The organism is Streptomyces davaonensis JCM 4913 (genome assembly GCF_000349325.1).
In the GTDB taxonomy this organism is placed as follows: domain Bacteria; phylum Actinomycetota; class Actinomycetes; order Streptomycetales; family Streptomycetaceae; genus Streptomyces; species Streptomyces davaonensis.
On record NC_020504.1, the window covers coordinates 775,838 to 801,937 of the forward strand.

At 70.6% G+C, this 26,100-nt stretch carries 24 protein-coding genes and 1 riboswitch; of the genes, 12 read left to right on the top strand and 12 right to left on the bottom strand.

The features are described from left to right. The first annotated feature begins 1 nt into the window (after position 1). The 3 genes from cbiQ to BN159_RS03375 are packed head-to-tail and all read left to right on the top strand — an operon-like array spanning position 2 to position 1,915. Positions 2-751 (top strand): cobalt ECF transporter T component CbiQ, encoded by a 750-nt coding sequence (gene cbiQ, locus BN159_RS03365; RefSeq protein ID WP_015655491.1) that lies wholly within the window; start codon positions 2-4, stop codon positions 749-751. Further along, positions 748-1,590 (top strand): energy-coupling factor ABC transporter ATP-binding protein, encoded by an 843-nt coding sequence (locus BN159_RS03370; RefSeq protein WP_015655492.1) that lies wholly within the window; start codon positions 748-750, stop codon positions 1,588-1,590. Before cbiQ ends, BN159_RS03370 begins: the two co-directional genes overlap by 4 nt. Continuing rightward, positions 1,583-1,915, top strand: coding sequence for a hypothetical protein (locus BN159_RS03375; RefSeq protein ID WP_041818782.1), 333 nt, complete (start codon positions 1,583-1,585; stop codon positions 1,913-1,915). The genes BN159_RS03370 and BN159_RS03375 overlap by 8 nt, the downstream gene beginning before the upstream one ends. An 8-nt stretch (positions 1,916-1,923) precedes the next feature. On the opposite strand, the gene BN159_RS03380 is transcribed toward BN159_RS03375, so the two are convergent. After that, positions 1,924-3,273: a short-chain fatty acyl-CoA regulator family protein gene (locus tag BN159_RS03380; RefSeq protein WP_051113621.1), complete on the bottom strand. Its 1,350-nt coding sequence runs from the start codon at positions 3,271-3,273 to the stop codon at positions 1,924-1,926. A gap of 320 nt (positions 3,274-3,593) precedes the next feature. Here BN159_RS03380 and aceA point away from each other — a divergent pair, with 320 nt between their 5' ends. The 4 genes from aceA to metE all read left to right on the top strand — a co-directional run bounded on the left by aceA (position 3,594) and on the right by metE (position 10,053). After that, complete coding sequence (aceA, locus tag BN159_RS03385) at positions 3,594-4,877, top strand: isocitrate lyase (RefSeq protein WP_015655495.1); 1,284 nt, start codon at positions 3,594-3,596, stop codon at positions 4,875-4,877. A gap of 32 nt (positions 4,878-4,909) precedes the next feature. Further along, on the top strand, positions 4,910-6,502 hold the full coding sequence (gene aceB, locus BN159_RS03390; protein WP_015655496.1) for a malate synthase A: 1,593 nt from the start codon (positions 4,910-4,912) through the stop codon (positions 6,500-6,502). Next, positions 6,499-7,359: a 3-hydroxybutyryl-CoA dehydrogenase gene (locus tag BN159_RS03395; RefSeq protein ID WP_015655497.1), complete on the top strand. Its 861-nt coding sequence runs from the start codon at positions 6,499-6,501 to the stop codon at positions 7,357-7,359. The genes aceB and BN159_RS03395 overlap by 4 nt, the downstream gene beginning before the upstream one ends. Before the next feature lie 2 nt (positions 7,360-7,361). Then, positions 7,362-7,584: riboswitch (cobalamin riboswitch) on the top strand. Positions 7,585-7,737: 153 nt separating this feature from the next. Next, positions 7,738-10,053 (top strand): 5-methyltetrahydropteroyltriglutamate--homocysteine S-methyltransferase, encoded by a 2,316-nt coding sequence (gene metE, locus BN159_RS03400; protein ID WP_015655498.1) that lies wholly within the window; start codon positions 7,738-7,740, stop codon positions 10,051-10,053. Between the two features lie 15 nt (positions 10,054-10,068). On the opposite strand, the gene BN159_RS03405 is transcribed toward metE, so the two are convergent. Together BN159_RS03405 and BN159_RS03410 are read right to left on the bottom strand one after the other, a co-directional pair. Continuing rightward, positions 10,069-10,932 (bottom strand): LLM class flavin-dependent oxidoreductase, encoded by an 864-nt coding sequence (locus BN159_RS03405; protein ID WP_015655499.1) that lies wholly within the window; start codon positions 10,930-10,932, stop codon positions 10,069-10,071. A 31-nt stretch (positions 10,933-10,963) separates the two neighbouring features. Next, positions 10,964-11,986, bottom strand: a complete 1,023-nt coding sequence (locus BN159_RS03410; protein WP_015655500.1) for an aldo/keto reductase — start codon at positions 11,984-11,986, stop codon at positions 10,964-10,966. Between the two features lie 150 nt (positions 11,987-12,136). Between BN159_RS03410 and BN159_RS03415 the strand changes: the two genes are divergently transcribed. Continuing rightward, positions 12,137-12,718 (top strand): TetR/AcrR family transcriptional regulator, encoded by a 582-nt coding sequence (locus BN159_RS03415; protein ID WP_015655501.1) that lies wholly within the window; start codon positions 12,137-12,139, stop codon positions 12,716-12,718. A 12-nt stretch (positions 12,719-12,730) separates the two neighbouring features. Here BN159_RS03415 and BN159_RS03420 read toward each other — a convergent pair whose 3' ends face one another. Beyond that, complete coding sequence (locus tag BN159_RS03420; RefSeq protein ID WP_231905570.1) at positions 12,731-13,402, bottom strand: hypothetical protein; 672 nt, start codon at positions 13,400-13,402, stop codon at positions 12,731-12,733. A 23-nt stretch (positions 13,403-13,425) separates the two neighbouring features. Here BN159_RS03420 and BN159_RS03425 point away from each other — a divergent pair, with 23 nt between their 5' ends. Together BN159_RS03425 and BN159_RS45635 are read left to right on the top strand one after the other, a co-directional pair. Next, the gene (locus tag BN159_RS03425; protein WP_015655503.1) at positions 13,426-13,974 is read left to right on the top strand and encodes a hypothetical protein; all 549 of its coding nucleotides are present in this window, start codon (positions 13,426-13,428) and stop codon (positions 13,972-13,974) included. Positions 13,975-14,044: 70 nt separating this feature from the next. Next, on the top strand, positions 14,045-14,200 hold the full coding sequence (locus tag BN159_RS45635; RefSeq protein ID WP_157901069.1) for a hypothetical protein: 156 nt from the start codon (positions 14,045-14,047) through the stop codon (positions 14,198-14,200). Positions 14,201-14,212: 12 nt separating this feature from the next. Here BN159_RS45635 and BN159_RS03430 read toward each other — a convergent pair whose 3' ends face one another. Together BN159_RS03430 and BN159_RS03435 are read right to left on the bottom strand one after the other, a co-directional pair. Then, positions 14,213-14,575, bottom strand: a complete 363-nt coding sequence (locus BN159_RS03430) for a hypothetical protein (protein ID WP_015655505.1) — start codon at positions 14,573-14,575, stop codon at positions 14,213-14,215. Positions 14,576-14,727: 152 nt separating this feature from the next. Then, positions 14,728-15,444 carry a Type 1 glutamine amidotransferase-like domain-containing protein gene (locus BN159_RS03435; RefSeq protein ID WP_015655506.1) on the bottom strand — a complete coding sequence of 239 codons (717 nt, stop codon included), beginning with the start codon at positions 15,442-15,444 and terminating at the stop codon, positions 14,728-14,730. 125 nt (positions 15,445-15,569) lie between these two features. Here BN159_RS03435 and BN159_RS03440 point away from each other — a divergent pair, with 125 nt between their 5' ends. Next, positions 15,570-16,001: a tautomerase family protein gene (locus BN159_RS03440; protein WP_015655507.1), complete on the top strand. Its 432-nt coding sequence runs from the start codon at positions 15,570-15,572 to the stop codon at positions 15,999-16,001. Continuing rightward, entirely contained in the window at positions 15,994-17,007 is a 1,014-nt protein-coding gene (locus tag BN159_RS03445; protein WP_015655508.1) for a zinc-dependent alcohol dehydrogenase, read from the top strand. Before BN159_RS03440 ends, BN159_RS03445 begins: the two co-directional genes overlap by 8 nt. Before the next feature lie 29 nt (positions 17,008-17,036). Here BN159_RS03445 and lysA read toward each other — a convergent pair whose 3' ends face one another. The 6 genes from lysA to BN159_RS03475 form a co-directional block, all read right to left on the bottom strand. Further along, complete coding sequence (lysA, locus tag BN159_RS03450; RefSeq protein WP_015655509.1) at positions 17,037-18,368, bottom strand: diaminopimelate decarboxylase; 1,332 nt, start codon at positions 18,366-18,368, stop codon at positions 17,037-17,039. Continuing rightward, complete coding sequence (locus BN159_RS03455) at positions 18,365-18,730, bottom strand: SAV_915 family protein (protein WP_015655510.1); 366 nt, start codon at positions 18,728-18,730, stop codon at positions 18,365-18,367. The genes lysA and BN159_RS03455 overlap by 4 nt, the downstream gene beginning before the upstream one ends. A 142-nt stretch (positions 18,731-18,872) precedes the next feature. Continuing rightward, positions 18,873-20,108, bottom strand: a complete 1,236-nt coding sequence (locus BN159_RS03460) for an MFS transporter (protein WP_015655511.1) — start codon at positions 20,106-20,108, stop codon at positions 18,873-18,875. Between the two features lie 43 nt (positions 20,109-20,151). Then, positions 20,152-23,175, bottom strand: coding sequence for an SAV_2336 N-terminal domain-related protein (locus BN159_RS03465; RefSeq protein ID WP_015655512.1), 3,024 nt, complete (start codon positions 23,173-23,175; stop codon positions 20,152-20,154). Next, a complete protein-coding gene (locus tag BN159_RS03470; protein WP_015655513.1) occupies positions 23,172-24,164 on the bottom strand; it encodes an AAA family ATPase in 993 nt (330 codons plus the stop codon). Before BN159_RS03470 ends, BN159_RS03465 begins: the two co-directional genes overlap by 4 nt. After that, positions 24,161-26,095, bottom strand: coding sequence for a VMAP-related conflict system protein (locus tag BN159_RS03475; protein ID WP_015655514.1), 1,935 nt, complete (start codon positions 26,093-26,095; stop codon positions 24,161-24,163). Before BN159_RS03475 ends, BN159_RS03470 begins: the two co-directional genes overlap by 4 nt. Positions 26,096-26,100: the final 5 nt, after the last annotated feature.

The following is a 26,100-nucleotide window of genomic DNA, read 5'->3' on the forward strand; positions in this document are numbered from 1 at the left end:
CGTGCTGCCGATCGACGCGGCTGCGCACAGCAGTCGCTGGCGCCGCCGCCATCCCGTGGACAAGGCCGTGCTCGGGCTCGGTCTCACCGTGCTCGCGATCTCCCTGCCGCCCTGGCCGGGCGCCGCGCTGGTCCTGGCGACCGCGCTCGTGGTGCTGCTGGGTCCGGCGGGCGTGCCGGGCCGGAAACTGTGGCGGGCCTACCGGGTGCCGCTGGGCTTCTGCGTCACCGGCGCGGCCACGCTGCTGGTCCAGGTGGGCGGGCCGGAGGGCTTCGTCTCCCTCGCCGATGACGGTGCCATGCGGGCCGGGGAGTTGTTGCTGCGTACGTCGGCGGCCTCCCTCGGTGTGCTGCTGTTCGCGTTCACCACGCCCATGTCGGATCTGCTGCCGCGGCTGGTGAAGGCCGGGGTGCCCGCGGCCGTGGTCGACGTGGCACTGGTGACGTACCGGATGAGCTTTCTGCTGCTGGACTCCATGCGGCGGATCCGGGACGCCCAGGGCGCGCGGCTCGGGCACACCACGCGGGCCGCGAGCTGGCGGTCCCTGGGCGGGCTCGGGGCCACCGCGTTCGTGCGCGCCTTCGACCGGGCCACCCGGCTTCAGGCGGGGCTGGCCGGGCGCGGCTACGACGGCACGCTGCGCGTGCTGGTGCCCGAGGCTCGGGTATCGGTCCGTTTCACGGCAGCCAGCTGCGCGCTCCTCGTGGCGCTGGTCACCCTCACCCTCGTACTGGAAGGTCCCCTGTCATGACCGAGTTGGTCGCCCTCAGCGGCGCGTCCTACGCCTACGAGGAAGGGCCGACGGTGCTCGACGGCCTGGACTTCGAGGTGCGCGAGGGGCGGGCGCTGGCGCTGCTCGGCCGTAACGGCAGCGGCAAAACGACGCTGATGCGGCTGCTGAGCGGGGGACTTCGGCCGCGCGAGGGCCAACTCACCGTCGAGGGGCGGACGGTGTCGTACGACCGCAAGGGGCTGACCCGGTTGCGGACGACCGTCCAGTTGGTGGTGCAGGATCCCGACGACCAGCTGTTCGCCGCCTCGGTCGGGCAGGACGTGTCCTTCGGACCGCTCAACCTCGGGCTCTCCGATGCCGAGGTGCGCGCGCGGGTCGAGGAGGCGCTCGCCGCGCTGGACATCACGGCCCTCGCCGAACGGCCCACCCATCTGCTCTCCTACGGGCAGCGCAAGCGGACCGCGATCGCCGGTGCCGTGGCGATGCGGCCCCGGGTGCTGATCCTCGACGAGCCCACCGCCGGGCTCGACCCGGACGGGCAGGAGCGGCTGCTGGCCACGCTCGACGGACTGCGTGCGAGCGGCACGACCGTGGTCATGGCCACCCATGACGTCGACCTCGCCCTGCGCTGGGCCGACGACGCGGCGCTCCTCACACCGGGCGGCGCCCGCACGGGCCCCGCACCCGAGATGCTGGCCCGCACCGATCTCCTGCGCGAGGCCGGACTGCGGTTGCCGTGGGGTGTCGCGGCGGCCGAACTGCTGCGAGGACAGGGCCTGCTGAGCGGCGGCGCGGCAGGTCCGCGTACCCCTGAGGAGCTCGCCGCCCTGGCCGCACCGATACCGGCCGATGGCTGACGCACCTCAGGGCCGTCCGGTCGTGATCGACGGGCAGGAGCTGGTCGCCGTGTCCGGCGAGGAATTCGCCCGGTTACTGGCCACGCGCCGACAGGTGGGCGGCCAGAGCGCCCGAGTGCGCGCCCTGTTGGGCACCGTCGAGGAACTGCTCCGGGTGCTGGACGGCGTCGGCACGGCCCTCGCCGAGCTGGGCGCCGCCCATGCCTGTGCGGGCTCGGGCTGCGCGGTGTGCGCGGTGGTCGACGGGGTGACGGAACGGGTGCGGGTGGCCCGGGAGGCCGGGGGCCGCAGGCTCGGGCGGCGCGCCTCCGATCAGGCCCGCTGACCCGTCGGTCATGAGGGGTCCGTGACCGGGTACGGCACGAAGGTGCTGCTGTTCTGGTCGATGCGCAGGGAACGGCCGAGCGGCGGCGCGGCCCGCTGCGGGCACTCCAGCCGCTCACACACCCGGCACCCCATGCCGATGGCGGTCACCGCGGAGTCGTTGGCCAGGTCGAGTCCGTCGGAGTAGACCAGCCGGTGGGCATGGCGGATCTCGCAGCCGAGCCCGATGGCGTACGTCTTGCCGGGCTCTCCCCATCCGCCGCGGTGCCGGGTGACCGCGCGGGCCGTCCACAAGTAGCGCTGTCCGTCCGGCATTTCGGCGACCTGGAGGTGGATGCGGCCGGGTGCGGCGAATGCCTCGTAGACGTTCCAGAGCGGGCAGGTGCCGCCGGCCCGGGAGAAGTGGAAGCCGGTCGCCGACTGCCGTTTGGACATGTTCCCGGCGCGGTCCACCCGGACGAACGAGAACGGCACGCCCCGCAATCGGGGCCGCTGAAGAGTGCTCAGGCGGTGGCAGACGGTCTCGTAGCCGAGGCCGTAGCGGTCGGTGAGGCGCTCGATGTCGTAGCGGAACTCCTCGGCGGCCGCGTGGAAGGCGGTGTACGGGAGGATCAGCGCGGCGGCGAAGTAGTGCGCTGCGCCGATGCGGGCCAGGGCGTGGGTGGGCGACCCGGTCGGGAAGTCCTCGGCGGCCTGACGGTCGAGGTCCTCGCCGTGTTCCAGCAGGGCGAGCTGGGTCGCCATGCGGAAGGCGCGCTGTCCGGGCCGCAGGTGGGTCGACAGGTGCAGGGTGCGGGTCATGTCGTCGTAGCGGTGCAGTTGGTCACCGGCCTGCGCGGCCAGGCGCACACCGTGGGTGTCGGCCAGGCGCGCGGTCAGGGCGCCGAGCACCTCGCCCGGCCGGATGCCGAGTTCACCGGCGAGGCGTTCGGCGGCGACGTCTGTGTCGTGCAGGTAGTTCTGGCGGCGATAGAAGAAGTCCCGCATCTCCTCGTGGGGTGAGAGCGCCGTCGTGCGGTCGCGCTCACGGGCGTCCGTCGCTCCGGCGAGCCGCTCGGAGAGCAGCTGGTTGCGCCGGGCGAGGTCCAGCAGCACCTGGGCCACGGCGGGCATGCGCCCCGCGACGTCGGCGAGGTCGGCCGGGGACACCCGGGACTCGGCGAGTTCCTGCGTGAGCGCTTCGCGCAGGTCCGCCACCAGCCGGGTGGTGTCCCGTTCGGAGAAGAAGCCCGGGTCGACGCCGAAGGCCTCAGTCAGCCGGAGCAGGACGGGGACGGTGAGCGGCCGGGAGTCGTGTTCCATCTGGTTGAGATAGCTGGGCGAGATGCCGAGGACCCGGGCCAGTTGGGCCTGGCTCATCCGCCGTTCCTCGCGCAGGCGTCGCAGACGCGCCCCCGCGTACGTCTTGCCCGCCACCTCGTCCTCCCCGTCCGGTTCCGGACAGCGTACGCGATCAGCACCGCGATTCACCCTTCGCAAAGTTGGCAATCGGCGCCTCGAAGATTCGCAGAACTTGGCATTCGTCCACGGTTGTTGACACTCAGTGCCACTGTCAGAGTTGCCGCTGCGGTCCTGATCACGACAGTTCGCAGCAGACCAACGACACGCGGTGCCACCGCTCTTCCGCCCTGGCGACGGGTATTGGCACGTGCACACAGACCGAGGAGACGGTGACAGTCATGGCAGAGGCGAGGACGCGGGCGGCCGAGGAACTCGCGCGGCGCTGGGCCACCGACCCACGGTGGCAGGGCATCGAGCGCACCTACACGGCTCAGGACGTGATCCGCCTGTCCGGCAGCGTCCGTGAGGAACACACCCTGGCCCGCCGGGGCGCCGAGCGGCTCTGGCGTCAGCTGCACGAGCGGGACTACGTCCACGCGCTCGGCGCGCTCACCGGCGGGCAGGCCGTCCAGCAGGTGAAGGCCGGGCTCCAGGCGATCTACCTGTCCGGCTGGCAGGTCGCCGCCGATGCCAACCAGGCCGGTCACACCTACCCCGACCAGAGCCTGTACCCGGCCAACTCGGTGCCGCAGGTGGTCCGTCGTATCAACAACGCCCTCATGCGCGCCGACCAGATAGCCGCCGCCGAGAACACCGGGGACACCACGGACTGGCTCGCGCCGATCGTCGCCGACGCCGAGGCCGGGTTCGGCGGTCCGCTGAACGCCTTCGAGCTGACCAAGGCGATGATCGCGGCCGGGGCGGCCGGCATCCACTACGAGGACCAGCTCGCCTCGGAGAAGAAGTGCGGCCACCTTGGCGGCAAGGTGCTCGTGCCCACCTCCCAGCACATCCGCACCCTCAACGCGGCCCGCCTCGCCGCCGACATCGCCGACGTCCCGACGGTGATCGTCGCCCGTACGGACGCCCTGGCGGCCAACCTCCTCACCACCGATGTCGACGAGCGTGACGCGGAGTTCGTCACCGGCGAGCGGACCGCCGAGGGTTTCTACCGGGTCCGCAACGGCATGGCCCCGGTCATCGCCCGCGGCCTGGCCTACGCCCCGTACGCCGACCTGATCTGGGTGGAGACCGGCACACCCGACCTCGCCCAGGCCCGTGAGTTCGCCGAGGCGATCCACGCGCGGTACCCGGATCGGATGCTCGCCTACAACTGCTCGCCCTCCTTCAACTGGAGGGCCGCGCTGGACGACGACCAGATCGCCAAGTTCCAGCGGGAGCTGGGGGCGATGGGCTACCGGTTCCAGTTCATCACCCTGGCCGGGTTCCACTCCCTCAACCACGGCATGTTCGATCTCGCCCGCGGCTACGCCGAGCACGGCATGACCGCCTACGTCGACCTCCAGGAGCGGGAGTTCGCGGCCCAGGAGCACGGCTTCACCGCGGTAAAGCACCAACGCGAGGTCGGCACCGGTTACTTCGACCTCGTCTCCACCGCCGTGAACCCCGCGTCGTCGACGACCGCGCTCGCCGGGTCCACGGAGGAAGAGCAGTTCCACTAGGCCCGCACCCGCGCCCCGTTCAGGAGAAGCCCATGCCCACCAGCGTTCTCACGCACCGCGTCCGCGTGCTCGCGCCCCCCGGCCACCGGCACGACGAGATCCTCACGCCCGCCGCCCTCCACTTCGTGGGCCGTCTGGCCGCCGAGTTCGGCCCGCGCCGCCAGGACCTGATGAAGGAACGGCGCCGGCAGGCCCTGCGGCTGGCCATCGGCTCACCGCTCGACTTCCCCCTGGTCACCGCCGCCGTCCGGGACGACCCCGGCTGGCGGGTCGCACCGCCCGCGCCCGGGCTGACCGACCGGCGGGTCGAGATCACCGGCCCACCGGACCGGCGGATGACGGTCAACGCCCTCAACTCCGGTGCCGAGGTCTGGATGGCCGACTTCGAGGACGCCACGTCCCCGCTGTGGGACCACATCGTCGGCGGCCAGCTCAACCTCCTCGACGCCATCGAGCGCCGGATCGACTTCACCACCCCGCAGGGCAGGGAGTACCGGCTCGGCGAGCGGCTCGCCACGATCGTGGTCCGGCCGCGCGGCTGGCATCTGGACGAAGAGCACCTGGAGTTCGAGGGGCGGCCGGTGCCCGCCGCACTCGTCGACTTCGGCCTGTACTTCTTCCACTGCGCCCAGCGCCAGATCGACGCCGGGCACGGCCCGTACTTCTACCTGCCCAAGCTGGAGAACCGCTACGAGGCCCGGCTGTGGAACGACATCTTCGTCAAGGCCCAGGACCTGCTCGGCATACCGCGCGGCACCGTCCGTGCCACCGTGCTGATCGAGACGATCACCGCCGCCTTCGAGATGGAGGAGATCCTCCACGAGCTGCGGGAGCACAGCGCCGGGCTCAACGCGGGCCGTTGGGACTACCTGTTCAGCCTGATCAAGACCTTCGGACACCGCTCCGACTTCCTCCTCCCGGACCGGGCGAGGGTGACCATGACCGCACCGTTCCTGCGGGCGTACACCGAACTGCTTGTGCGCACCTGCCACAAGCGCGGCGCACACGCCATCGGCGGCATGGCCGCCCAGGTGCCCGGGGCGGACCCCGAGGCACGGGCGGCGGCGCTCGCCACGGTCCGGCTGGACAAGGAGCGGGAGGCGGAGGACGGCTTCGACGGCTCCTGGGTGGCCCACCCGGACCTCGTGCCCGTCTGCCGTGAGGTCTTCGACGGCGTGCTCGGCGAACGACCGCACCAGATCGACCGGACGCGCGACGACGTGGACGTGCGGGCGGTGGACCTGCTCTCGGTGCGCCGGATCAGCGGCCCGCCGACCCCCGACGGTGTGCGCGCCGACATCGCTGTCGCGCTGCGCTACTTCGCCGCGTGGCTACGGGGACAGGGGGCGGTCGCGCTGTACGGGCTGATGGAGGACGCGGCGACCGCCGAGATCGCCCGGGTGCAGATCTGGCAGTGGCTGCGGCACCGGGTGATCGACCGGGAGACGGTGCTGGAGCTGCTCGACACCGAGATCGCGGCGCTGCGGGCGGAGGACCCGTCGGCGCCCGTCGAGGACATCCGCGCGCTCTTCCAACGCACGGCACTCAGCGGTGAGTTGCCGCCCTTCTTCACCCCGGAGGCCTACACCCGCCATCTGGTGCGGCACGCGGAGACAGGCTCATGAGCGGCGGCATCCGGCGCGTGGGAGTGGTCGGCGGTGGACAGATGGGCGCGGGCATCGCCGAGGTGTGCGCACGGGCCGGACTCGACACGGTGGTCTGCGAGGCCGACGCCATGGCCGCCCGCGCCGCCCGGGAGCGGGTGGCCGCCTCCCTGGAGCGCGCCGTGCGACGCGGCAAGCTGGACCCGGCCGCCGCGAAGGACGCCCTCGCCCGTCTCACCTTCACCGGAACCCTGGAGGACATGGCCGACCGGCAGCTCGTCGTCGAGGCCGTCATCGAGAACCCCGGTGCCAAGACGGAGGTGTTCGCCGCACTGGACAAGATCGTCCAGGATCCGGCGGCCGTCCTGGCGACCAACACCTCCTCCCTCCCGGTGATGCGGCTCGGCATGGCCACGAGCCGCGCGGACCGGGTGGTGGGCCTGCACTTCTTCAATCCGGTGCCGGTGCTGCCGCTGGTCGAGGTGGTGTCCACCCTGCACACGGCGCCGCGGACGGTCGCCGTCGTGGCGGACTTCGCCGACGACACCCTGGGCAAGACGGTCGTCCACTCCCGGGACCGGGCGGGCTTCGTGGTCAACGCCCTGCTCGTCCCGTACCTGCTCGCCGGGATCCGGATGGCGGAGTCCGGATTCGCCACGGCCACCGACATCGACACCGCGATGGAGCTGGGCTGCGCCCACCCCATGGGCCCGTTGAAGCTGGCGGACCTGATCGGTCTCGACACCGTGGCCGCGATCGCCGAGGCGCTGTACGAGGAGTTCAAGGAGCCCCTCCACGCCACTCCCCCGCTGCTGCGGCGGATGGTCGAGGCCGGGCTGCTGGGGCGCAAAACCGGGCGGGGGTTCCACGTGTACTGAACTAGAGTTGGCGTCGCAGCTGGTTCGCCCCGTCCGCCAGACGGGAGCGTCGTAAGAGGGAACCCGGTGGGAATCCGGGACTGCCCCGCAGCGGTGAGTGGGAACGACCGCCGTCATACGCACTGGACCCGACGTACCGGGTCCGGGAAGCGACGGCCAGTAGGAGTGCTCCGCCAGGAGAACGTGCCCGCGAGTCCGAAGACCTGCCAACTGCCCGTGTGCGGACCACTCGTGCGCGGACATCCCGGTGACCCCGAGGGCGGGTCGGCGTGCACACCAGGCGGAGCGGCAGCGAGCGCGCCCGCCCGGTCCGTCGCCCCTTCGCGCTCTCGTCCCGTCACCGGGATCTCAGGGATCCATCTCGCGAAGGAGATCTCCGTGACCACCGAACCCACAGCAGCCGCGGCGACGGCCACCGTGTACGGCTACCCCCGGCAGGGCCCGAACCGGGAGCTGAAGCAGGCCGTCGAGGGCTACTGGAAGGGCCGCGTCTCCGCCGACGCCCTCCACGCCACCGGCGCCGAGCTGCGCCGCGGCACCTGGCGACAGCTGGCCGAGGCCGGCATCGACGAAGTCCCCACCGGTGACTTCTCGTTCTACGACCACGTCCTGGACGCCACCGTCATGCTCGGCGCGATCCCCGGCCGCCACCGGGCAGCCCTGGAAGCGGACCCGCTCGACGGGTACTTCGCCATGGCACGCGGGACACAGGACGTCGCCCCGCTGGAGATGACCAAGTGGTTCGACACCAACTATCACTACCTGGTACCCGAGTTGGGGCCGGACACGGTGTTCACCGCCGACTCCGGCAAGCAGGTCGGCGAGCTGCGCGAGGCTCTCGCGCTCGGGCTCACACCCCGGCCCGTTCTCGTCGGCCCCGTCACCTACCTCCTCCTCGCCAAGCCCGCGCCCGGGGTGGCCCCGGGCTTCGATCCGCTCACCCTCCTGGACCGGCTGCTGCCGGTGTACGCCGAGATCCTCGCCGATCTGCGCGCGGCGGGCGCCGCATGGGTGCAGCTCGACGAGCCCGCCCTCGTGCAGGACCGCACGCCGGCCGAACTCGGCGCCGCCGCCCGCGCCTATCAGGGCCTCGGCGCGCTCACCGACCGGCCGAAGCTCCTGGCTGCCTCCTACTTCGGCCGGCTCGGCGAGGCCTTGCCGGTGCTGGCCAAGGCCCCGATCGACGGGCTCGCCCTCGACTTCACCGCAACCGGCAGCCTCGAAGAACTCGCCCGGGTCGGCGGACTGCCCGGCAAGCGCCTGGTCGCCGGAGTCGTCGACGGCCGCAATGTGTGGGTCAACGACCTTGCAAGGTCGCTCACCACCCTCGGCACCCTGCTCGGACTCGCCGACCGAGTCGACGTCGCCGCCTCCTGCTCGCTGCTCCACGTCCCCCTCGACACGGCGGCCGAGCGGGACATCGACCCGCAGATCCTGCGCTGGCTCGCCTTCGCCCGGCAGAAGACCGCCGAGATCGCCACCCTCGCCAAGGGCCTGACCCGCGGCACCGACGCCATCGCCGCCGAACTCGCCGCGAACCGAGCGGACTTGGCCTCCCGCACCCGCTCCCCCATGACCCACGACCCGGACGTACGCGCCCGCGCCGCCGCGGTCACCGACACCGACACGCGCCGCTCCCAGCCGTACGCCGAACGCGCGGCAGCGCAGCACGCCCTGCTCGGCCTGCCGCTGTTGCCGACGACCACCATCGGCTCCTTCCCACAGACCGGTGAACTGCGCACCGCCCGGGCCGGCTTGCGGGCAGGCCGGATCGACGTGGCCGGATACGAGGAGCGCATCCGGGCCGAGATCCAGGAGGTGATCTCCTTCCAGGAGAAGGCCGGCCTCGATGTGCTGGTGCACGGCGAACCCGAACGCAACGACATGGTCCAGTACTTCGCCGAGCGCCTCACCGGCTACCTCGCCACCCAGCACGGCTGGGTCCAGTCGTACGGCACCCGCTGCGTCCGCCCGCCCATCCTGGCCGGTGACATCTCCCGTCCCGGGCCGATGACGGTGCGCTGGACGACGTACGCCCAATCGCTCACCGGCCGCCCGGTCAAGGGGATGCTCACCGGTCCCGTCACCATGCTCGCCTGGTCCTTCGTCCGGGACGACCAGCCGCTCGCCGAGACCGCCCGGCAGGTCGCGCTCGCCCTGCGGGACGAGGTGAACGACCTGGAGGCGGCGGGCAGTTCGGTGATCCAGGTGGACGAGCCCGCGCTGCGCGAGACGCTGCCGCTGCGCGCCGCCGACCGTGCGCAGTACCTGGCGTGGGCGACCGAGGCGTTCCGGCTCAGCACCGGCGGGGTCCGGCCGGACACCCAGATCCACACGCACATGTGCTACGCCGAGTTCGGTGACATCGTGCGGGCCATCGACGATCTCGACGCCGATGTCATCAGCCTGGAGGCGGCCCGCTCCCATATGCAGGTGGCCCGTGAGCTGGCCGCGCACGGCTATCCGCGCGAGGCCGGGCCCGGGGTGTACGACATCCACTCGCCGCGTGTTCCGGACGTGGCGGAGGTGGCGGACCTGCTGCGGACCGGGCTGCGGGCGATCCCCGCCGAGCGGCTTTGGGTCAACCCCGACTGCGGTCTGAAGACCCGGGGTTGGCCGGAGACCCGCGCCTCCCTGGAGAGCCTGGTCGCCGCGGCCCGGGTGGTGCGCGGGGAGGTGTCGGCGGCGGGCTGACCCAATCGGCCGGGCCTAGGCCGACGGGCCGATCAGCTCGTCGGCCGTCCAGCGGGCGACGTCCGCGGGGTACGGCGCCGGCAGGCCGAGCACGAGGTGCCGGAAGCCGGCGTCGATCGCCTCGCGGATCGCCGCCCGGGTGTCGCCGGGGCGGTCGTAGGAGACGGGCAGATGGATCGAGCGGGTGAGGTTGGCGGGGTCGCGGCCGATGTCCTTGCAGTAGCGGTCCAGCAGGGCGCTGCGGCGGGTGACGTCGTCGATGTCGCCGCCCGGGATGTTCCAGATGTCGGCGTGCTCGGCGGCCACGCGCAGCGTCGCGGAGGAGCGTCCGCCGATGAGGATCGGCGGGTGGGGGCGCTGGACGGGTTTGGGGCTGCCGAAGGCTCCGGTGAGGCGGTGCTGGGTGCCGTGGAAGTCGAACGGCTCGTCCTCGGTCCACAGCCGTCGGATCAGCGTGCAGGCTTCCGCCAGGCCGGCGACGGCGTACGCAGCGTCGTGGAAGGGCAGGCCGTGGGCGTCGTACTCGCGCCGGGCCAGCGGGTGGCTGGGGCGGGAGCCGACGCCGATGCCGAAGTCCAGCCGTCCGCCGGAGACGATGTCGACGGTCGTGGCGATCTTGGCCAGCAGGGCCGGAGGTCGGAAGCGGTTGCTGGTGACCATGACGCCGAGGCGCAGCCGCCGGGTGTGGGCGGCGAGGGCGGAGAGCAGGGTCCAGCCTTCGTAGGTGGGTCCGGCCGGGTCGCCGAAGATCGGCATGAGGTGGTCGAAGAGCCAGGCGTGCTCGATCTCGGGGACGGTGTCGGCCTCGCGCCAGACCCGCAGGACGTCGGCGTAGTCGACCTGCGAGGGGGCCGTCATGATGCCGAAACTGGGTGCCATGATGGCGTCGCTCCTTTCGGTTCGTTCGGCTTCAGCGTCGGCGTCGCAGGGCCGGGTCGAGCAGGGCGGGCGGGGTGTCGTGCTTCTCCTCGGGGGCGAGGTCGATGCCGGGGGCGACGACGGTGTCGATCGCGTCGAGCACATCGGCGGGGAGCACCGTGTCGGCGGCGGCCAGCTGGGTGCGCAGGTGGTCCAGGGTGCGGGGGCCGATGAGGGCGCTGGTGACGGCGGGGTGGGCGGTCACGAAGCCGAGGGCGAGCTGGATCATGGTCAGCCCGGCCTGGTCGGCGATCACGGCGAGCTGTTCCACGGCGTCGAGGCGGGCACGGTTGGTGGGGCGGGAGAGATCGAAACGCTCTGGCAGGACCTTGGAACGGCTGGTGGTGATGTCCTGCCCCGCGCGAACCGCGCCCGACAGCCACCCTGAGGCCAGCGGACTCCAGGCCAGCACGCCGAGGCCGTACTCCTCGGTGACCGGCAGGACATGGGCCTCGATGCCGCGCTGGAGGATCGAGTAGCTGGGCTGCTCGGTGACATAGCGGCTCAGTCGGTGTTCGCGGGCGGCCCACTGCGCCTGGACGATGCGATGGGCGGGGAAGGTGGAGGAGCCGAAGTAGCGGATCTTTCCGGCGCGTTGGAGGTCGGTGAGGGCCGACAGGGTCTCCTCGTCACTGGTGCTCGGGTCCCAGCGGTGGATCTGGAAAAGGTCGACGTGGTCGACGCCGAGGCGGCGCAGGCTGTCGTCGAGCGCGGTGAACAGCCAACGGCGGGAGCCGCCCTGATGGTTGGGCTCCTCGCTCATCGGCATGGTGGCCTTGGTGGCGAGCACGATGTCGTCGCGGCGGCCGGCGATGGCCTTGCCGACCATCTCCTCCGACTCGCCGACGCTGTACCAGTCGGCGGTGTCGATGAGGTTGATCCCGGCATCGAGGGCTTCGTCGACGAGGGCGGTGGCCTCGTCCTGGGTGGTGTGTCCGATCCGGCCGAAGTTCATGGCGCCGAGGGCGAGGGCGCTGACCTTGACTCCGGTGCGGCCCAGGGTGCGGTACTGCATGACCGTGTCTCCTCAGTGAAGTGGTGTGGGCAGGCATGACTGGTGACCGGTCTTCCGCTCTGGCATCATGACCAAACGGAACCGTGTCCCGTTTCGACGATACGGAACACTGTCCCGTTTAGCAATGGCGGTCATGAAGGGAGTGGCGCGGTGAGTGAGGGATCGGGGCGCACGGCCCGGCCCAGACGGGCGGACGCCCGGCGCAACGAGCAGACGCTGCTCGACGCGGCCGCAGCGGTCTTCGTGGCCTCCGGCGTGGAGGCGCCGGTGCGCGACATCGCGGCCGAGGCCGGGGTGGGTACAGCGACGATCTACCGCCACTTCCCCACCCGGGCGGATCTGATCATCGCCGTGTACCGGCACCAGGTGGAGGCATGCGCCGAGGCGGGCCCGAAGCTGCTGGCGACGCGCCCGACGCCGTACGACGCGCTCGGCCGATGGATCGACCTGTTCGTGGACTTCCTGGTCACCAAGCACGGCCTGGCCGCAGTGCTCCACTCCGACGAGGCAGGCTTCGAGACACTGCACGCCTACTTCCTCGACCGACTGGTCCCCGTCTGCACCGACCTCCTCCAAGCCGCGGCCACCGCCGGCCAGGTCCGCTCCGACATCGGCGCCCTCGAACTCATGCGGGGCGTGGGGAACTTGTGCATCGGCGCGGAGAACAACCCGGACTACGACGCGCGCCGACTGGTCGGACTCCTGGTGGCAGGACTGCGCGCGGAGGACTGACCAGCCGGGGGCTCATTCGTTGGCGGCGCCGTACCGCAGGACACCGCCCCGCGGCACCAGATAGCCGATACCTCGCACCGACGGCAACTCACCCGCCAGCGTCGCGGCATCGGCGCACCCGGAGACCTCGTAGCCGACGACGCCGAGGGCGAAGGATGCGCCGTCGAATGCCCTCGTCCCGACGGCGGCCAGCCAGTCGTCCAGCACACCGGACCGATAGAACGACCCACCGGTCTCGTACACGACACCGGCATGATCCAGCGCGCCGAGCGGAACGTAGAAGTCGAGCCAGTCGCTGCCGTCGTCACCACCGCGGATCGCCACGCACCCGCACACGACCAGTTCCCCCGTCGGCAGCCGCACCCGACCGTAGAGATTCCGGAACTCGGACAACGAACCCACGGTGCACGGCACCGGATCCTGCTCCTCGGGTTCCCGGTCTCTGTACCCGAAGCATCCCTGAACCTCCGCGGCGGCCCAGAGAGCACGCAGCAACTCATCGACCCGGTCGTCATCGGTCGACCCGATCTCGATGGCCAGCTCGTAGTAGCCATCCATCCAGTTGGTCCGGTCCCGGAAGGCAGCGGGATTCGTCATGACGTGATCATGCGGCATGGCCTCGACCAGTGCCATCGCATTCTGACGCCGTCCAGGATCCTCAAGATCGTTCGGTGATTCGGCCATTTGGCACAGGATGAGGCTGGGACATGGGGGCTCCGGGATGGCGCGGCGCGATGGGGGTGCCGATCGCGCTGCTGGCTCTGACAGCTTGCGGCACGGGCGAGGCGGCTGAGGCGTGCCAGGGGATCCGGGTCTACCCGGCCCACACGACCGACACGGCCGCCGCGTTGGTCGCCGACCCCGAGAGCGCAGAGAGGTTCAAGGCCGCGGTGACTCGCTACGGGACCCGTGCCGAGCGGGAGGCGGTCAAGCACGTAACCCGACTCGCCCGCCCCGACGACTCCGCCGGTTCCGGCCTCGTCTCGCTGTACGTCGAGACGGACCTGGCGCGCCCGCCACGGATCGACGGCACCTCCGACCCGGACTACTCCACGAAGTCCCGGGCCCACGACCGCATGGAGCGGAAAGGCGAGGTCATCATCCGCTCGCTCAGCAGGTGGTGGAGGGGACGCGACGAGTCCCAGCCCGAGCACGTGGAGCCTTGGGTGTGGGTTCAGTACGAGGGCGAGGGGGGCTCGATGGCACGGGAGCCCTTCGACCGCTCGACCAACTTCTGCGCGCCCAGCGTCAACTGAAGAACCCCGAGGCCCTCGATCCCCCAGGCGTGTCGTCGACCACTGCCGCGCCGGCGGCTCGCGCGACGACGTGCGCGCATACGCTGTCGAACACCTCCGCTACGAGGCGGCGGTGCCCAACCCGCACAGCTGGCAGCAGTGGCTGGGCGCAATGCTCATCGCCGCCGGCTGGATCCTCGCCACGACCATCGCTGCCGGACTCACCCGCACGCTGGCCCGGCGCTGACCCGCCAAAGAACTAACCGCAGATGCGCTTGAAGGCAGTCGCACCGGGCCGGGCACGGAACTTCACCTCGTGCCCGGCACCGTCGGTAAAGAGGGCCTCCGTCTCGGACTTCAAGGTCATCGTGCCGCGCTGGGTGGGGTTGTCCCACCCCTCGGGCGGGTTTCCCGAGCCATCGGAGAGCGGGGTCTCCGCTTCGAAGTACGTCGAGCCGATACGCGCCTCGTCGATTCCGCAATGCGTATAGAGGTCGAAGGGAATCGTCCGGCCGGACGCTTTCGCCCGGACGGCGTCTACGCCATCGTCGGCCTGGGCACAGCCCGTGAGCACGCCAGCCAGCGTGAGGGCGAAGATGATGCGTCCAGCTCTCTCAGTCATGGCCTTTCGACGCTCAGCCCAAGTGGGCGGTTCCGCACCTCTCAGTTGTGCGCCACGCGGAGGGTGTCGTGCAGCGGCGCATCCCATTCCAACGGCCCCCTTTCGGCGGGCCCGTACATCCACTTGTACCAGCACCCACGAACCAACGTCTCTCAGCCGACTTCGACGACACCACACGGCAACGCCTGTTCGGTCACGCCGCGCTCCCCCACTCGCTCGACCCGGTACAGGCAGGCTTCAGGCACCCGAGTCACCACGTCCACGAGGTTCCCGTCCCTGAACAGAGCACCTACGCCGTCTTCAAGGGCCCATCCGGCGGACAGCGCCCCTGTCGCCACGACCTCCTGATACCCAGCGCGACGGCCCGGCTCACTGTCGTAGTGGGGGCACACCGATCCCTCGATCAGGCCCAGGCCGTCCGGCAGGAAGGTCAGGGGGCCGAAGGAGTCGGTGTGTGAGCCCTCGGCCCAGCAGTTGGCGCCGGCGCTGATGCCGGAGAGCAGGGTGCCGCGGTCGTACGCCTCGTGGAGGATGCGGTCGAGGCCGTGGGTGCGCCAGACCGCCAGGAGGTTGGCGGTGTTGCCGCCGCCGACGTAGATGACGTCCTGGTCGAGTACGTGCGCCCGCAGGGCTTCGTCGTCGAGTTCGCGTTGGAACAGGCGCAGGACGGTGGGTTCGCAGGCCCGGGGGCGGAAGGCGTCGAGGAACCGGTCGATGTAGGCCGGGGCGTCGCCGCTGGCTGTCGGGATGAAGCAGATTCTCGGGCGCGGGTTGCTCACCTGGGTCAGCAGCCAGTCGTCGAGGAGGCCGTCCTCGTCCGTGGAGAAGCCTCCTCCGAGCAGTGCGATGCCTCGTCCTGGGGTGGTCACCTCTGTGATTCTCCCTCCGTGCCGCTGGCTATAACAGTCGTCATAGTCTACCGTGGCGCACGGCCTATGACAGTCGTTATAGACCTCGATGGCCCGTCTGCCGGGCCGAAGGGAGAGGTGTGCTCATGCCGATGATCCGGCTTACTGCGCCTGCTGGTTCGCTGACCGAGGAAGGGCGTCACGGGGTGCAGCGGGAGCTCGCCGCGGTGCTGCTTCGGTGGGAAGGGGCGCCGGACACCGCGTTCTTTCGGGGGCAGGCGTGGAGCTATCTCGTAGAGCTGCCGGAGGGCGCCCAGGTCACCGCCGAGGACGAGGAACCCCGCTTCCTGGTGGAGGTCACCGTGCCGCAGAGCGCCTTGTCCCAGCGGCGGAAGAGCGGGCTCGTGGAGGAGGTGACGCGCGCCGTGCTGGGCGCCGCCGGGCTCGGTGCCGAAGGCGCGCTGCGGGTGTGGGTGCTGGTGCACGAGCAGCCCGACGGCACCTGGGGTGCCGGCGGCTCCGTCGTCCGGTACGCCGATCTCGTCGCGCTCGCGAAGGAACAGCGGGCCGATGCGTGAACTGACCTACGTCGCCCGCCGCACCGTCGAATGGCGCGAGGCCCCCGACCCCAGGCTCCGCTCCGACCAGGAGGCGATCGTCGCCCCCGTCGCCGCCACCCCTTGCGATGTCGACTCCTCCATCCTGGCCGGTCACGGTTTCATCGAACCCCCCTTCGCGCTCGGCCACGAGTGCGTCGCCCGCGTCGTCGAGACCGGTGCCGCCGTCACCGCTGTCGCCCCCGGCGATCTGGTCGTGGTCCCCTGGTCCATCAACTGCGGTACCTGCGACCGCTGTCGGCAGAGCCTGACCGCGCACTGCGCGAGCGTGCCGTACATGGCGATGTACGGCGCCCCGATCGGCGGCAGTTGGGGCGGCCTCTTCTCCGACCTGGTCCGCGTGCCGTACGCCGACGCCATGCTCGTACCGCTGCCCGCCGGTCTCGACCCGGTCGCCATGGCCTCCGCCAGTGACAACTGGTCTCTGGCCTGGCGACTCGTCGCCCCGCACCTCAAGGCGCGTCCCGGCGCCCGGGTCCTCGTCGTCGCCCGGGGCAGCATCGGCCTGTACGTGTGCGACATCGCCCGTGCGCTCGGCGCCTCGGAGGTGCTCTACGTCGATCCCGAACCCCGGCACCGCGCCCTTGCCGAAGGCTTCGGAGCCGCCACCGCCGAAGCCCTCGAACCGGCACCGCAGGGCAGCTTCGAGATCGCCGTGGAGGCCACCGGCCGCGTCGACCAGCTCGCCCTCACCGTCAAGTCCCTTGCCCCGGAAGGGATCTGCGAGAGCGCGGGCAACCACTTCCGCCCCGGCGAACTCCCTCTGCTCGACATGTACCTCACCGGCGTCACCCTGCGCATCGCCCGTGACAACGTCCGCGCCCACATCCCCGACGCCCTCGCCCTCGCCGCGTCCGGCAAGGTCGCCCCCGAGAAGGTGGTCTCCGACGTCATCGACTGGGAGGACCTGCCGACCGCGCTCCCGGAGAAGCACCTCAAGCCGGTCTTCGTCCGGGCGGAGGCGTAAAGGCCCGCGGCTACCGACCCATGTCACGGCTACAGACCCACGTCACGGCTCCGGATGTCGTCCAGCGACTCCCGACGTACCAGCAGCCGGGCGTGACCGTCCCGGACGGCGGCCACCGGGGGACGGCCGACGAGGTTGTAGCCGGACGCCATGGACAGGTGGTACGCACCGGCCACGGGTACGGCTAGCAGGTCTCCCGGGCGTACGTCGTCGGGGAGTTCCGCATCCGCGGCGAGCACATCGCCCGCCTCGCAGTGCCTGCCCACCACGGTCACCCGTGCCGAGGTCGCACTCCCGCTTCGGCCGACCAGCCGGGGCGCGTACCGGACGCCGTACAGCGCCGGTCGCGGGTTGTCGCTCATGCCGCCGTCCACGGCGACGAAGACCCGCTCACCACCGCGCTTCACCGCCAGCACGCGGTACAGCGCGACGCCCGCCGGCCCCACGACGGCCCGCCCCGGCTCGATGATCAGCCGGGGCACGGGCAGTCCCGCCGCCGTGCACGCCGCGTGCAGCTCGGTGCGCAGCTTGCGGGCCAACCGCGTGAGGTCCAGGGAGGGTTCGCCGGGCCGGTAGGCGATGCCGTGGCCGCCGCCGAGGTCGAGTTCGGGCAGCACCAGGCCGTGTTGCCCGTACAGGCGCGACATCAGCCCGACCATGCGTCGGACGGCTGCCAGATACGGTTTGTCGCTGGTGATCTGGGACCCCAAGTGACAGTGCAGGCCGGTCAGTTCGAGCTGGGGCTGGTCCAGGATCCGGGCGATGGCGTGCTGGGCGTAGCCGTCGGAGATGGACAGCCCGAACTTCTGGTCCTCGGTACCGGTGCGGATCTTCTCGTGGCCGCCCGCGCTGACGCCGGGCACGACCCGGACCATGACCTTCTGGTGTCCGCCGGGCCCGACGGCCGCCGCCAGCCGGGCGATCTCGGACGGGCTGTCGATCACGACACGGCCGACGCCGAGCCGCAGCGCGGTGGCGAGGTCCTGCGGCGACTTGGCGTTGCCGTGCAGCACAATCCGATCGGCCGGGAAGCCGGTGGTGACCGCCAACTCCAGCTCTCCGGCGGAGCAGACGTCGAGCCCGAGGCCCTCCTCCCCCACCCAGTGGATCATGGCGCGGCACAGGAACGCCTTGGCCGCGTACAGGACTTCGGCGTCCGGGAACACGCTGCGATACATACGGCACCGCTCGCGCACCTCGTCCTCGGCGAGGACGTACACCGGGGTGCCGAACCGGTCGGCGATCTCCGCGAGCGGCACTCCGGCGACGGCGAGCTCACCCGGCCGGGGTTCCGTCGTGGCGGCGGGCCAGACGGAGAGCCGGTCGCCCAGGGCGGGGGCGGACTCCTGTACGGCGGTCATCGCGCCATCCCCTCCCCTCCGGTCCGCCCCGCCACCACCGGTACGGGCACCTGCGCCACGGTTCCGACCGGACGGGGAGCCGGTGCGGAGAAGGTGGGGTCCACGGTGACGGTGGTGACGCCGAGCGGGGAGACGAGCGTCCGCAGCGCGGCCTCGGCGAGCCTGATCCACGGCTGCTCGGGGCCGAGGGTACCGATCAGCCGTCGCTCGGAGGTGAAGGCGACGGCCGTACGGGCGCCGAGAGGGGTACGGAAGAGGCGGGCCGCACATCCTGACGGTCCCGGCCGGACCGGTACGAGCAGTGGTCCGGCCGGGGGTCGATCGGCCGGTTCGGGGTCTTCGGCGTACAACATCTCCGTCATGGAATTCCTCCGACGAGTGGTCTCGGCAGTTCGCACTCCGACGCTATGCCCGCCCCTGACCTGCCACGGATCACTCCTGACGCGATCCTGACGCACCCGCCACCAACCTTGACGCGCCTCGGACACCCGCACTCCGCGCACCTCAGACACCCGCCGAAGCGTCCGCTCCCCGCGCCTCCCGCACCCGGGAGACCGCCAGCACCCCTGCCTGAAGAACAGCCCCCGCGAACCCGACCCCCATGGCGAACCGATAGCTCACCTGGTCGGCCAGGACACCCCCGAGCGGTGCCCCCACCGCGACCATCCCCCAGTTGAACGACCGGATCGTGGCGTTCATCCGCCCGCGCAGCCCGTCGGGCGTGACCTGCTGCCGATAGCTCACCTCCACCGGGCTCTCGACCCCGATGGCGAACGACACCAGGAAGAAGGCGAGCGCCACCGACGCCAGCGCCCAACTCCCCCGCGCGGCAAGGATGATGGGCAGCCAGCCGACCGCGGCCATGACCCGGAAGGCGATCAGCGTGACGCCGACGTCGAACCTGGCGAGCAGCCGCCCGGACAGCGCACCGCCGAGCACCGCGCCCACTCCGGCGCAGGCGTAGGTCACGCCGAGACCGAGGTCGCCGATCCCCAACTCCCGCAGGGCGAAGACCACGAACACCGTGCTCACCATGGTGTTGAACAGCAGCATCGCGTGCGAGGTCAGCGCGATGGGTGCCAGGGTGCGGTGCCGGTAGACCCAGGCCACACCTTCGCGCAGCTCACGGCCCACACCGCGCCGCGTGCCACGCTCGGGGACGGGATCATGCGCCTTGACGGACACGAGGAGCAACCCGGAGACGAGATAGCTGAGCGCGTCCAGCAGTACGGCGAGCGGCGCCCCCAGGTACTTGATCAGCACCCCGGCGATCAGCGGCCCGGTCGAACCGGCCACCGCACTGGCCTGCTCGGTCCGTGCATACCCTGCGTTGAGCAGTTCCCTCGGCACCAACTGAGGGACGTAGGACTGACTCGCCGCCTCGAACAACAGGCTCATCAGCCCCACGGCGAACACGCACAGACACAGCGTGGAGATGCTGAGCCGGTCCAGTGCGTACAACACCGGTATCGCGGCCAGCAGGCCCGCCCGCGCAAGATCCGTACCCACCATCATCGGCTTGCGCCGACAACGGTCCACCAGCACTCCGGCGAGCAGCCCGAAGAGCAGATACGGCAGCCAGCGCGCGGCATTCACGACGCCCACCTCGGTCGCCGAGGCGCTCAACGTCACCGCGGTGAGAATCTGCAGCGCCAGCCCCGAGACCTGCGACCCGAACGCCGACACCGCGGAGGCGGTCCAGAAGAGGGGGTATCCGGGGACGTCCAGCAGACGCGGCATGATCGGAACGGTAGCAACTTCCTTGCCGGGCAAGGAGATCGACTCAAACGGGACCGGGCGAGTGGGGCTGTCGCTCCGGATCATCGAGCAGGAGTACCAGGTTGCGGCCGACGTGGCTGTCCCATGCCTCCGGCCCCACTGTCAGTGCCTCGTGGCGCAACTTGGTAACTCGCTGCATGATCCTCTCGGGGCGAAGGTCTTCAACGAGCTCCGCAACTGCATCGGAGAAGGCTCGGTCCATGGGGCCACGGCGGTCCCAGATCATCATGGGTACACCCGCCCGGAGCCCAGCAAGCGCCTCTCGACGGCCGACCCCGGGGTCGTCGCCAGGTGGTGCACTGAGCACCAGACACACCGCGTCGCCGTCCTCCTTGAGTTCCCGCTCCAGATGGAAGAGGTAGTTGTCGTCGCTCCCCGGAAGGCTCCAAAATGCATGGCTGCGTTCGGGACGTTCCGTCAGCTGACGCCACTTTGTGTACCAGCGCCGGTGCCAGGCCTGCCGCCCCATCCGCTCCAGGCTGCGCACCGCCACAGAATGGTCCAGAGCCAGCGGGGTCGGGGAGGGGTGTTCCCCATCCTTCAGCCACCACTCGACCGGTTCGTTGAGCAACTCCCACGGCAGGACGAATTCCAGGTTCACCGGCTCCGGCGCATCGGACCACTGCTCTTCCGTCACCTGGACAACCCCACGCACTGCCCCCGGCAACTCCTCCCGGCTGTGCCGATAGGTGTCACCGCGGGCAGGGTGCCAACCCTCCAAATCAGCCTGCCGCCAGTGCGAAAAGTAGTAACCGTCTGTATCGACGTGGTCCGGCTCGACCTGGATAAGGAGCAACCGGTACGCACGCAGGGGCGTCCGCTGCGAGACTTCCGGACGCTCCCAGTCCGCCAGTTGCACCTCCACGCCCAGGACAGACGCCTGTTGGCGATTGAAGCGGGTCAGAAGCAGAGCGTCCGCCGTTTGCCCTTCATTCGTCATACGGTCCGCCGCCAACACGAGGAAAGCCATGCTGGGTGGCAGTTGACCGGCTTGAGTGACTTCGCCGGCCAGGCGGAGAAAGACGTCCCATCCGGTCTGGCACCAGAACGGCAGCTCCTGGACCCGTGACCGGCTCGCTCGCCGCGCGAACGCCGTCAGTTTTGTGCCGCCTCTCACCCTGTCCAGGACAGGTCGAAGGAGGGACAGATCGGCATAGCCGAAGAACTGGACCGCTTCCCACTCGTCCAACAGCGGCCGCAGGGCGCTGACGGCCGACGACTCCTGCTCGACGTAGTGCAGGCACCGCACCAGAACGCCAACGCCGTCCGGCTGCTCCGTGCAGGTTCTCACCAGATCAAGCGCCCAGGCCCACAGCGGATGCTCCGGCAGCACCAGGGGAACACCGAGCTCCGTCTCCAGCATCGAGACCAGCAGGCTCCGAGGGGTGCTGTGCCTCGCCGATTCCGAGGACTGGACGACATTCGCGATTCTGGTGACCAGCGACTCGCGCACACGTAGCGGTCCACTCTCGCCTCGGCCCGGGGCAGGTCCGGAGCCGGAGCTGACCGAGGTGTCACGCAGGTCGATCCGCCCGAAGGACGGCCCGGGGGCAGGCAAGGTGACGTTCCCCTGGCCCGAAGGGAGCACGGCGAAGGCCTGTGTGTCCCTGGCGTCGCCCGCATGGGCGGTCAGATAGGCCGAGACCTCGTCGTGCACACGACGGGAGTCGGAGCGCCTGACCGTGCTTCGCAGGACCTCTGGAACTCCGTCGACGAAGCGGAACTCGGGGCTGACCGAGTCCTGCCGCGTACGGCGGAGGAGGCCGCTCAGCAGGACCTCGGCCAAGTGGGCAGGGCGTGTCTCGGGGAGCATGACGCGCTGGACGAGCCGCATGACCGGGAGAGTGAGGGGAACCGTGGCCAGGAAGCCGGCGAGGCGGTAGGCCTGCGGAGAAGCATGTGCGCGAAAGGCGCGGACCAGGCCCAGAGGGTCCTCGGTGGCGGCCTGGGCGCCGTCGGGCAGTGTGGCACCGTCCCGGGGGTGGCCCGTCGTCGTCACGACGGCCGGGACGCCGCCCGGGGCGGTGGCCGTGACCAAGCGGGTCCACAACCCGAGCCACGCCGGGTCGAGTTCGAGGACTGGTACCGGCGTCCCTGTCACGGGTTCGCCCAGTAGGGCAGCGCTGCCTGACCGAGCCGTGCGCAGACGCGTGTTGGGGAGACCCGGCATACCGCTGTGCAGGCGCACTTCCTCCAGAGGGAGCCCGGTGCGGCGCCAGAGCCGTTGCGGAAGCGGTTGGATCAGTGCCAGTGGGCCTGCGCGCCCCCACAGTTCGAGCAGGCGATCTGCGCGGCCGTGCTGCCAGAGAACCGATACACAGTCGCTGACACACCAGATCGCTTGCCGTCCGGTCGGGTCGAGGATCTCGCGGGGGCTGTGGAGCGGGCTCGTGGGGACCGCCTGCGGATGGAGACCCACCGACCCGTCGGGGGCGGGATGCAGATGCCACAGGCGGATGTCCCGGAAGGCACCCGTGCGTTGGAGCAGCGCCGTGAGCTCTCGTACGAGGGAGTGCCACACGACCATGGTGGGGCCCGTCTCCATCACGAGGGCGAGGCTGAGCCAGCGCTCCGGCTCGGGGTGTGTGGCCGGGAGGAACAGCCGTTGCTCCGCGCTGCGTTCGGCGGTGGCCGTCTCGTCGAGGAGTACGCGCTGGCGGGAGGGGACTTTACGCTTCAGCGGCCGCAGGGCTCGCAGGAGGTCGAGCTCGTGCGTCAGTGCGGGGGCGTCGGCCACTCGGACGGCCACAGCACGAGTGGAGCCTTGACCGGCCGCGGTGGTGGCGGCACCGGTGGTGGAGGCGTGCAAGGCGGCTGGTGTGACCGGCGCGGTCCGTCCGTCTGTGTGAGTCACGGGGCCGGGGGTGTCGCTGCCCTGCGTGGGCGGGCGCTGGGGGTGCGCGGCCTTCGCGGTCGCGGACTGAGCGATGTGCGTGGCGAGCCAGAGCGCCTCGGCTGCTTCGCGAGCGGTCGGGTCGACCCCGATTCCCTCGAGGGCGGCAAGGATGTGGTCGAAGTCGGGCGTCATGGGCCCGTGGGGGGAAGGTGGCCGAGAAGCTGTTGGGCGAGCTGTTCTCGGTCGCCACCGCCGCGGGCGGCGTGGAAGGTGAGGTACAGGGCGTTGAGCAGGTGGTCGGTGGCGAGGTCACTCGCGTCGCGGCGCCGTAGGAACGTTGTCACCAATGCGGCGGCCTCCGCGCTGATCTCCGGATCGAGCCTTGCTTCGACGATCCGCATCAGTTCGTCGTGGTCCGGGGGTGGGATCTGGAGGTGAACGCACCGGCGCAGGAACGCGGGTGGGAACTCTCGTTCCTGATTGCTGGTGAGCACGACGAACGGGAAGGCCCGGCAGCGGACTCGCCCGCTGTGGACGACGACTCCCTCGGAGCTGCGGTCGGCGGTGGAGACGCTGACGTCGGCCTGTTCGCCCCGGGCCGCGCGCTCCAGTTCGGGGATGGTGAACTCGCCCTCCTCGAACACGTTGAGAAGGTCGTTGGGGAGGTCGATGTCGCTCTTGTCGATCTCGTCGATCAGCAGGACGCGCGGTCGCTCTCGGGGCAACAGTGCGGTGCCCAGGGGGCCGAGCGTGATGTAGCGGCCGATGTCGGTTTCGGCGTCCTCTTGCTGCTTGGCCGTCGAGACATCGTGCAGGCGGCGAATGGCGTCGTAGGTGTACAGCCCGTCCTTGAGGGTGGTGCGGCTGGTGATGGGCCACCGGAGTACCGGGCCCAGTCCCAGTTCGTGAGCGATGGCCAGCGCCAGGCTGGACTTGCCGACCCCGGGTTTACCGCTGACGAGCAGGGGGCGACGCAGGTAGAGGGCGGCGTTGACCAGGTCGAGGATCTCCGGGGCGGCCTGGTAGAACATCGCCCGCACCAGGTCGACGGGGGACCATTCGATCGTTTCGGCAGTGATGAGAGGACCGCCGTCGAACGCACGCCATGCCTGTGGTGGAGGGAGTCGGGTGATCCCGTCGTGCGGTGTGTTCGTTCCGCGGAAGATCCGCCAGTCGGTCAACTCAGCTGCCCTCCTTGGGCGTTGTGCTCGGGGAAGCGCAGCGCGGGGCCGTCACCGGGCAGTTTGCGGGTGGCGTCGTCCCAGAGCAGAACGACCTGCTCCCCGCAGTGGCCGGTGGACGTGACGGCGTCGACACGCAGCTTCATGATCAGCTCCGGCAGCTCGTTCACGCTGCTGCGGGCGAGTTCCGCGGCGAAGGCATGGCGGAAGGCCGCACCGGCGCACGCCCCCGTGGCAGCCTCGGATTCGCTGCCCTGTGCGCTGCCCTGGCTCGGCGCGCCCCGAAGGCGGCATCGCGCCGAGCATCCGGCACGTGTCCAGACAGCCGCCGGGATGCCCGCGTACAAGGCCGTCTCCAGTACGTGCTGACGCGCCGCGGCCTGCGGGCTGAACGGCAGGGCCAGCACGGTCAGGTCCTGTTGTTGCTGGAGCCAGGCGAAGAACTGTTCCGGGGGCATGTCCTGGTGACAGTCCACCCAGTCCATCCTGGCGTCGCCGTCGGGGCCGTGGTGCAGACGTCGCCATCGCGTGGTCCAGGACGGGAACGTCTCCGGTCTCCGGTCCAGAGCACGCAGCACCACCGGGTACTGGCGGCTGACTGGCGCCCAGGCCTGCGACAGGTACCAGGTGTCGACGTCCACCGAGCTCAACCTGGCGGTAGGCAAGGCGAATTCAATGATCAGGTCACTGCTGATCTCCGCCAGTTCCCGAATCGCCGACGGAATCACGGCCCGGAACTGCGCCTGGGCCTCGGCAATCGTCAGAGGCTGGTCGTCACAGAGCACGGGGTAGGGAGGCTCGGTCACATCCGGGTACTTCCATACGCGCAGGAAATAGCGGTCGCCGTCCGGGGTCTGGGTGTCGAGGTGCACGCTGATGGCCGCGACACCGTCGGTGGTGGTGGCGGGCGGCGCGACCGGGGAAGGCGTGGGCACTCCCAGCCGCTGCGCCACCAGATCGACCAGTCCGGCCAGCGGGCCGGAGTCCTGCGGCAGCGCCGCGTCCATGACCTGCTTGATGAACTGGAGCAATGGATGCGGTCCGTCCAGCATGGCCGGAGCGTCCGCGACCTCCCTCAGCGCGTCGGCCACGGTGTCGATCGGGCCGGCCGGCTCACCGTAGTCGCGGTGCACGGAACGCCAGTACAGAGCAGCGGGTGCGAGCCTGGACCGTCGAGCGGCACGCAGCAGCGCATTCTCTTCACGCAGCGACAACACCGCGCCCGGCGCGTACTCGTGCTGCAGCGCCGCACGCAGCCGCCACAGCTCGGTGTCCAGAGGGTTCGGAGCCCTGTTCGCTTCCCACACAGCGGGAAACAGGCTCCGCACGGTGGACACACCGATGGCCCGCCCGCCCATGGGCAGGTTCTTTCGGCGCGCGGTGGTGACGATCCCGCATACCTCACCCCGTTCAAGATCGAGCAGCGGGCCGCCGGACATCCCCGGGGACAGTTCACCGCCCTTCAGCTGGAGTACGGCATGGCCCTCACCCTGGATGGCCGGTCCCTCGTATTCCACCGTGCCGACACCCAGACGTGCGGTCTGCTCGTAGACCGCGCTGTATCCGGCGGCGCACAGGCGCTGTCCGATGCCGGGCTGCTTGTCGGCCATCGGGATCCAGGGGTGATCCGGCAGCGGATCGTCCAGCGTGATCACTGCGAGGTCCGGGGGATCCCACACGTCGTCCGGACCGCTGTACGACGGCGGCAACGCGACGACCGAACCCTCGGCATGGCCGCCGGCCCAAGTGACCCGGGCCCGCTCGGCGGTCGGCCGGTTTCCGCCCGTCGCGTGCAGCGCGACGACGTGCGCGCAGGTGACAACAAGAGCGCGGCCGACGAAGAATCCACTGCCTCCGCGCAGACCAGGACCGCTGACCCTGACGACAAAGCCGCTCAGCAGATCCAGGACTTCGTCCGGTTCGGCGTCCATACGCG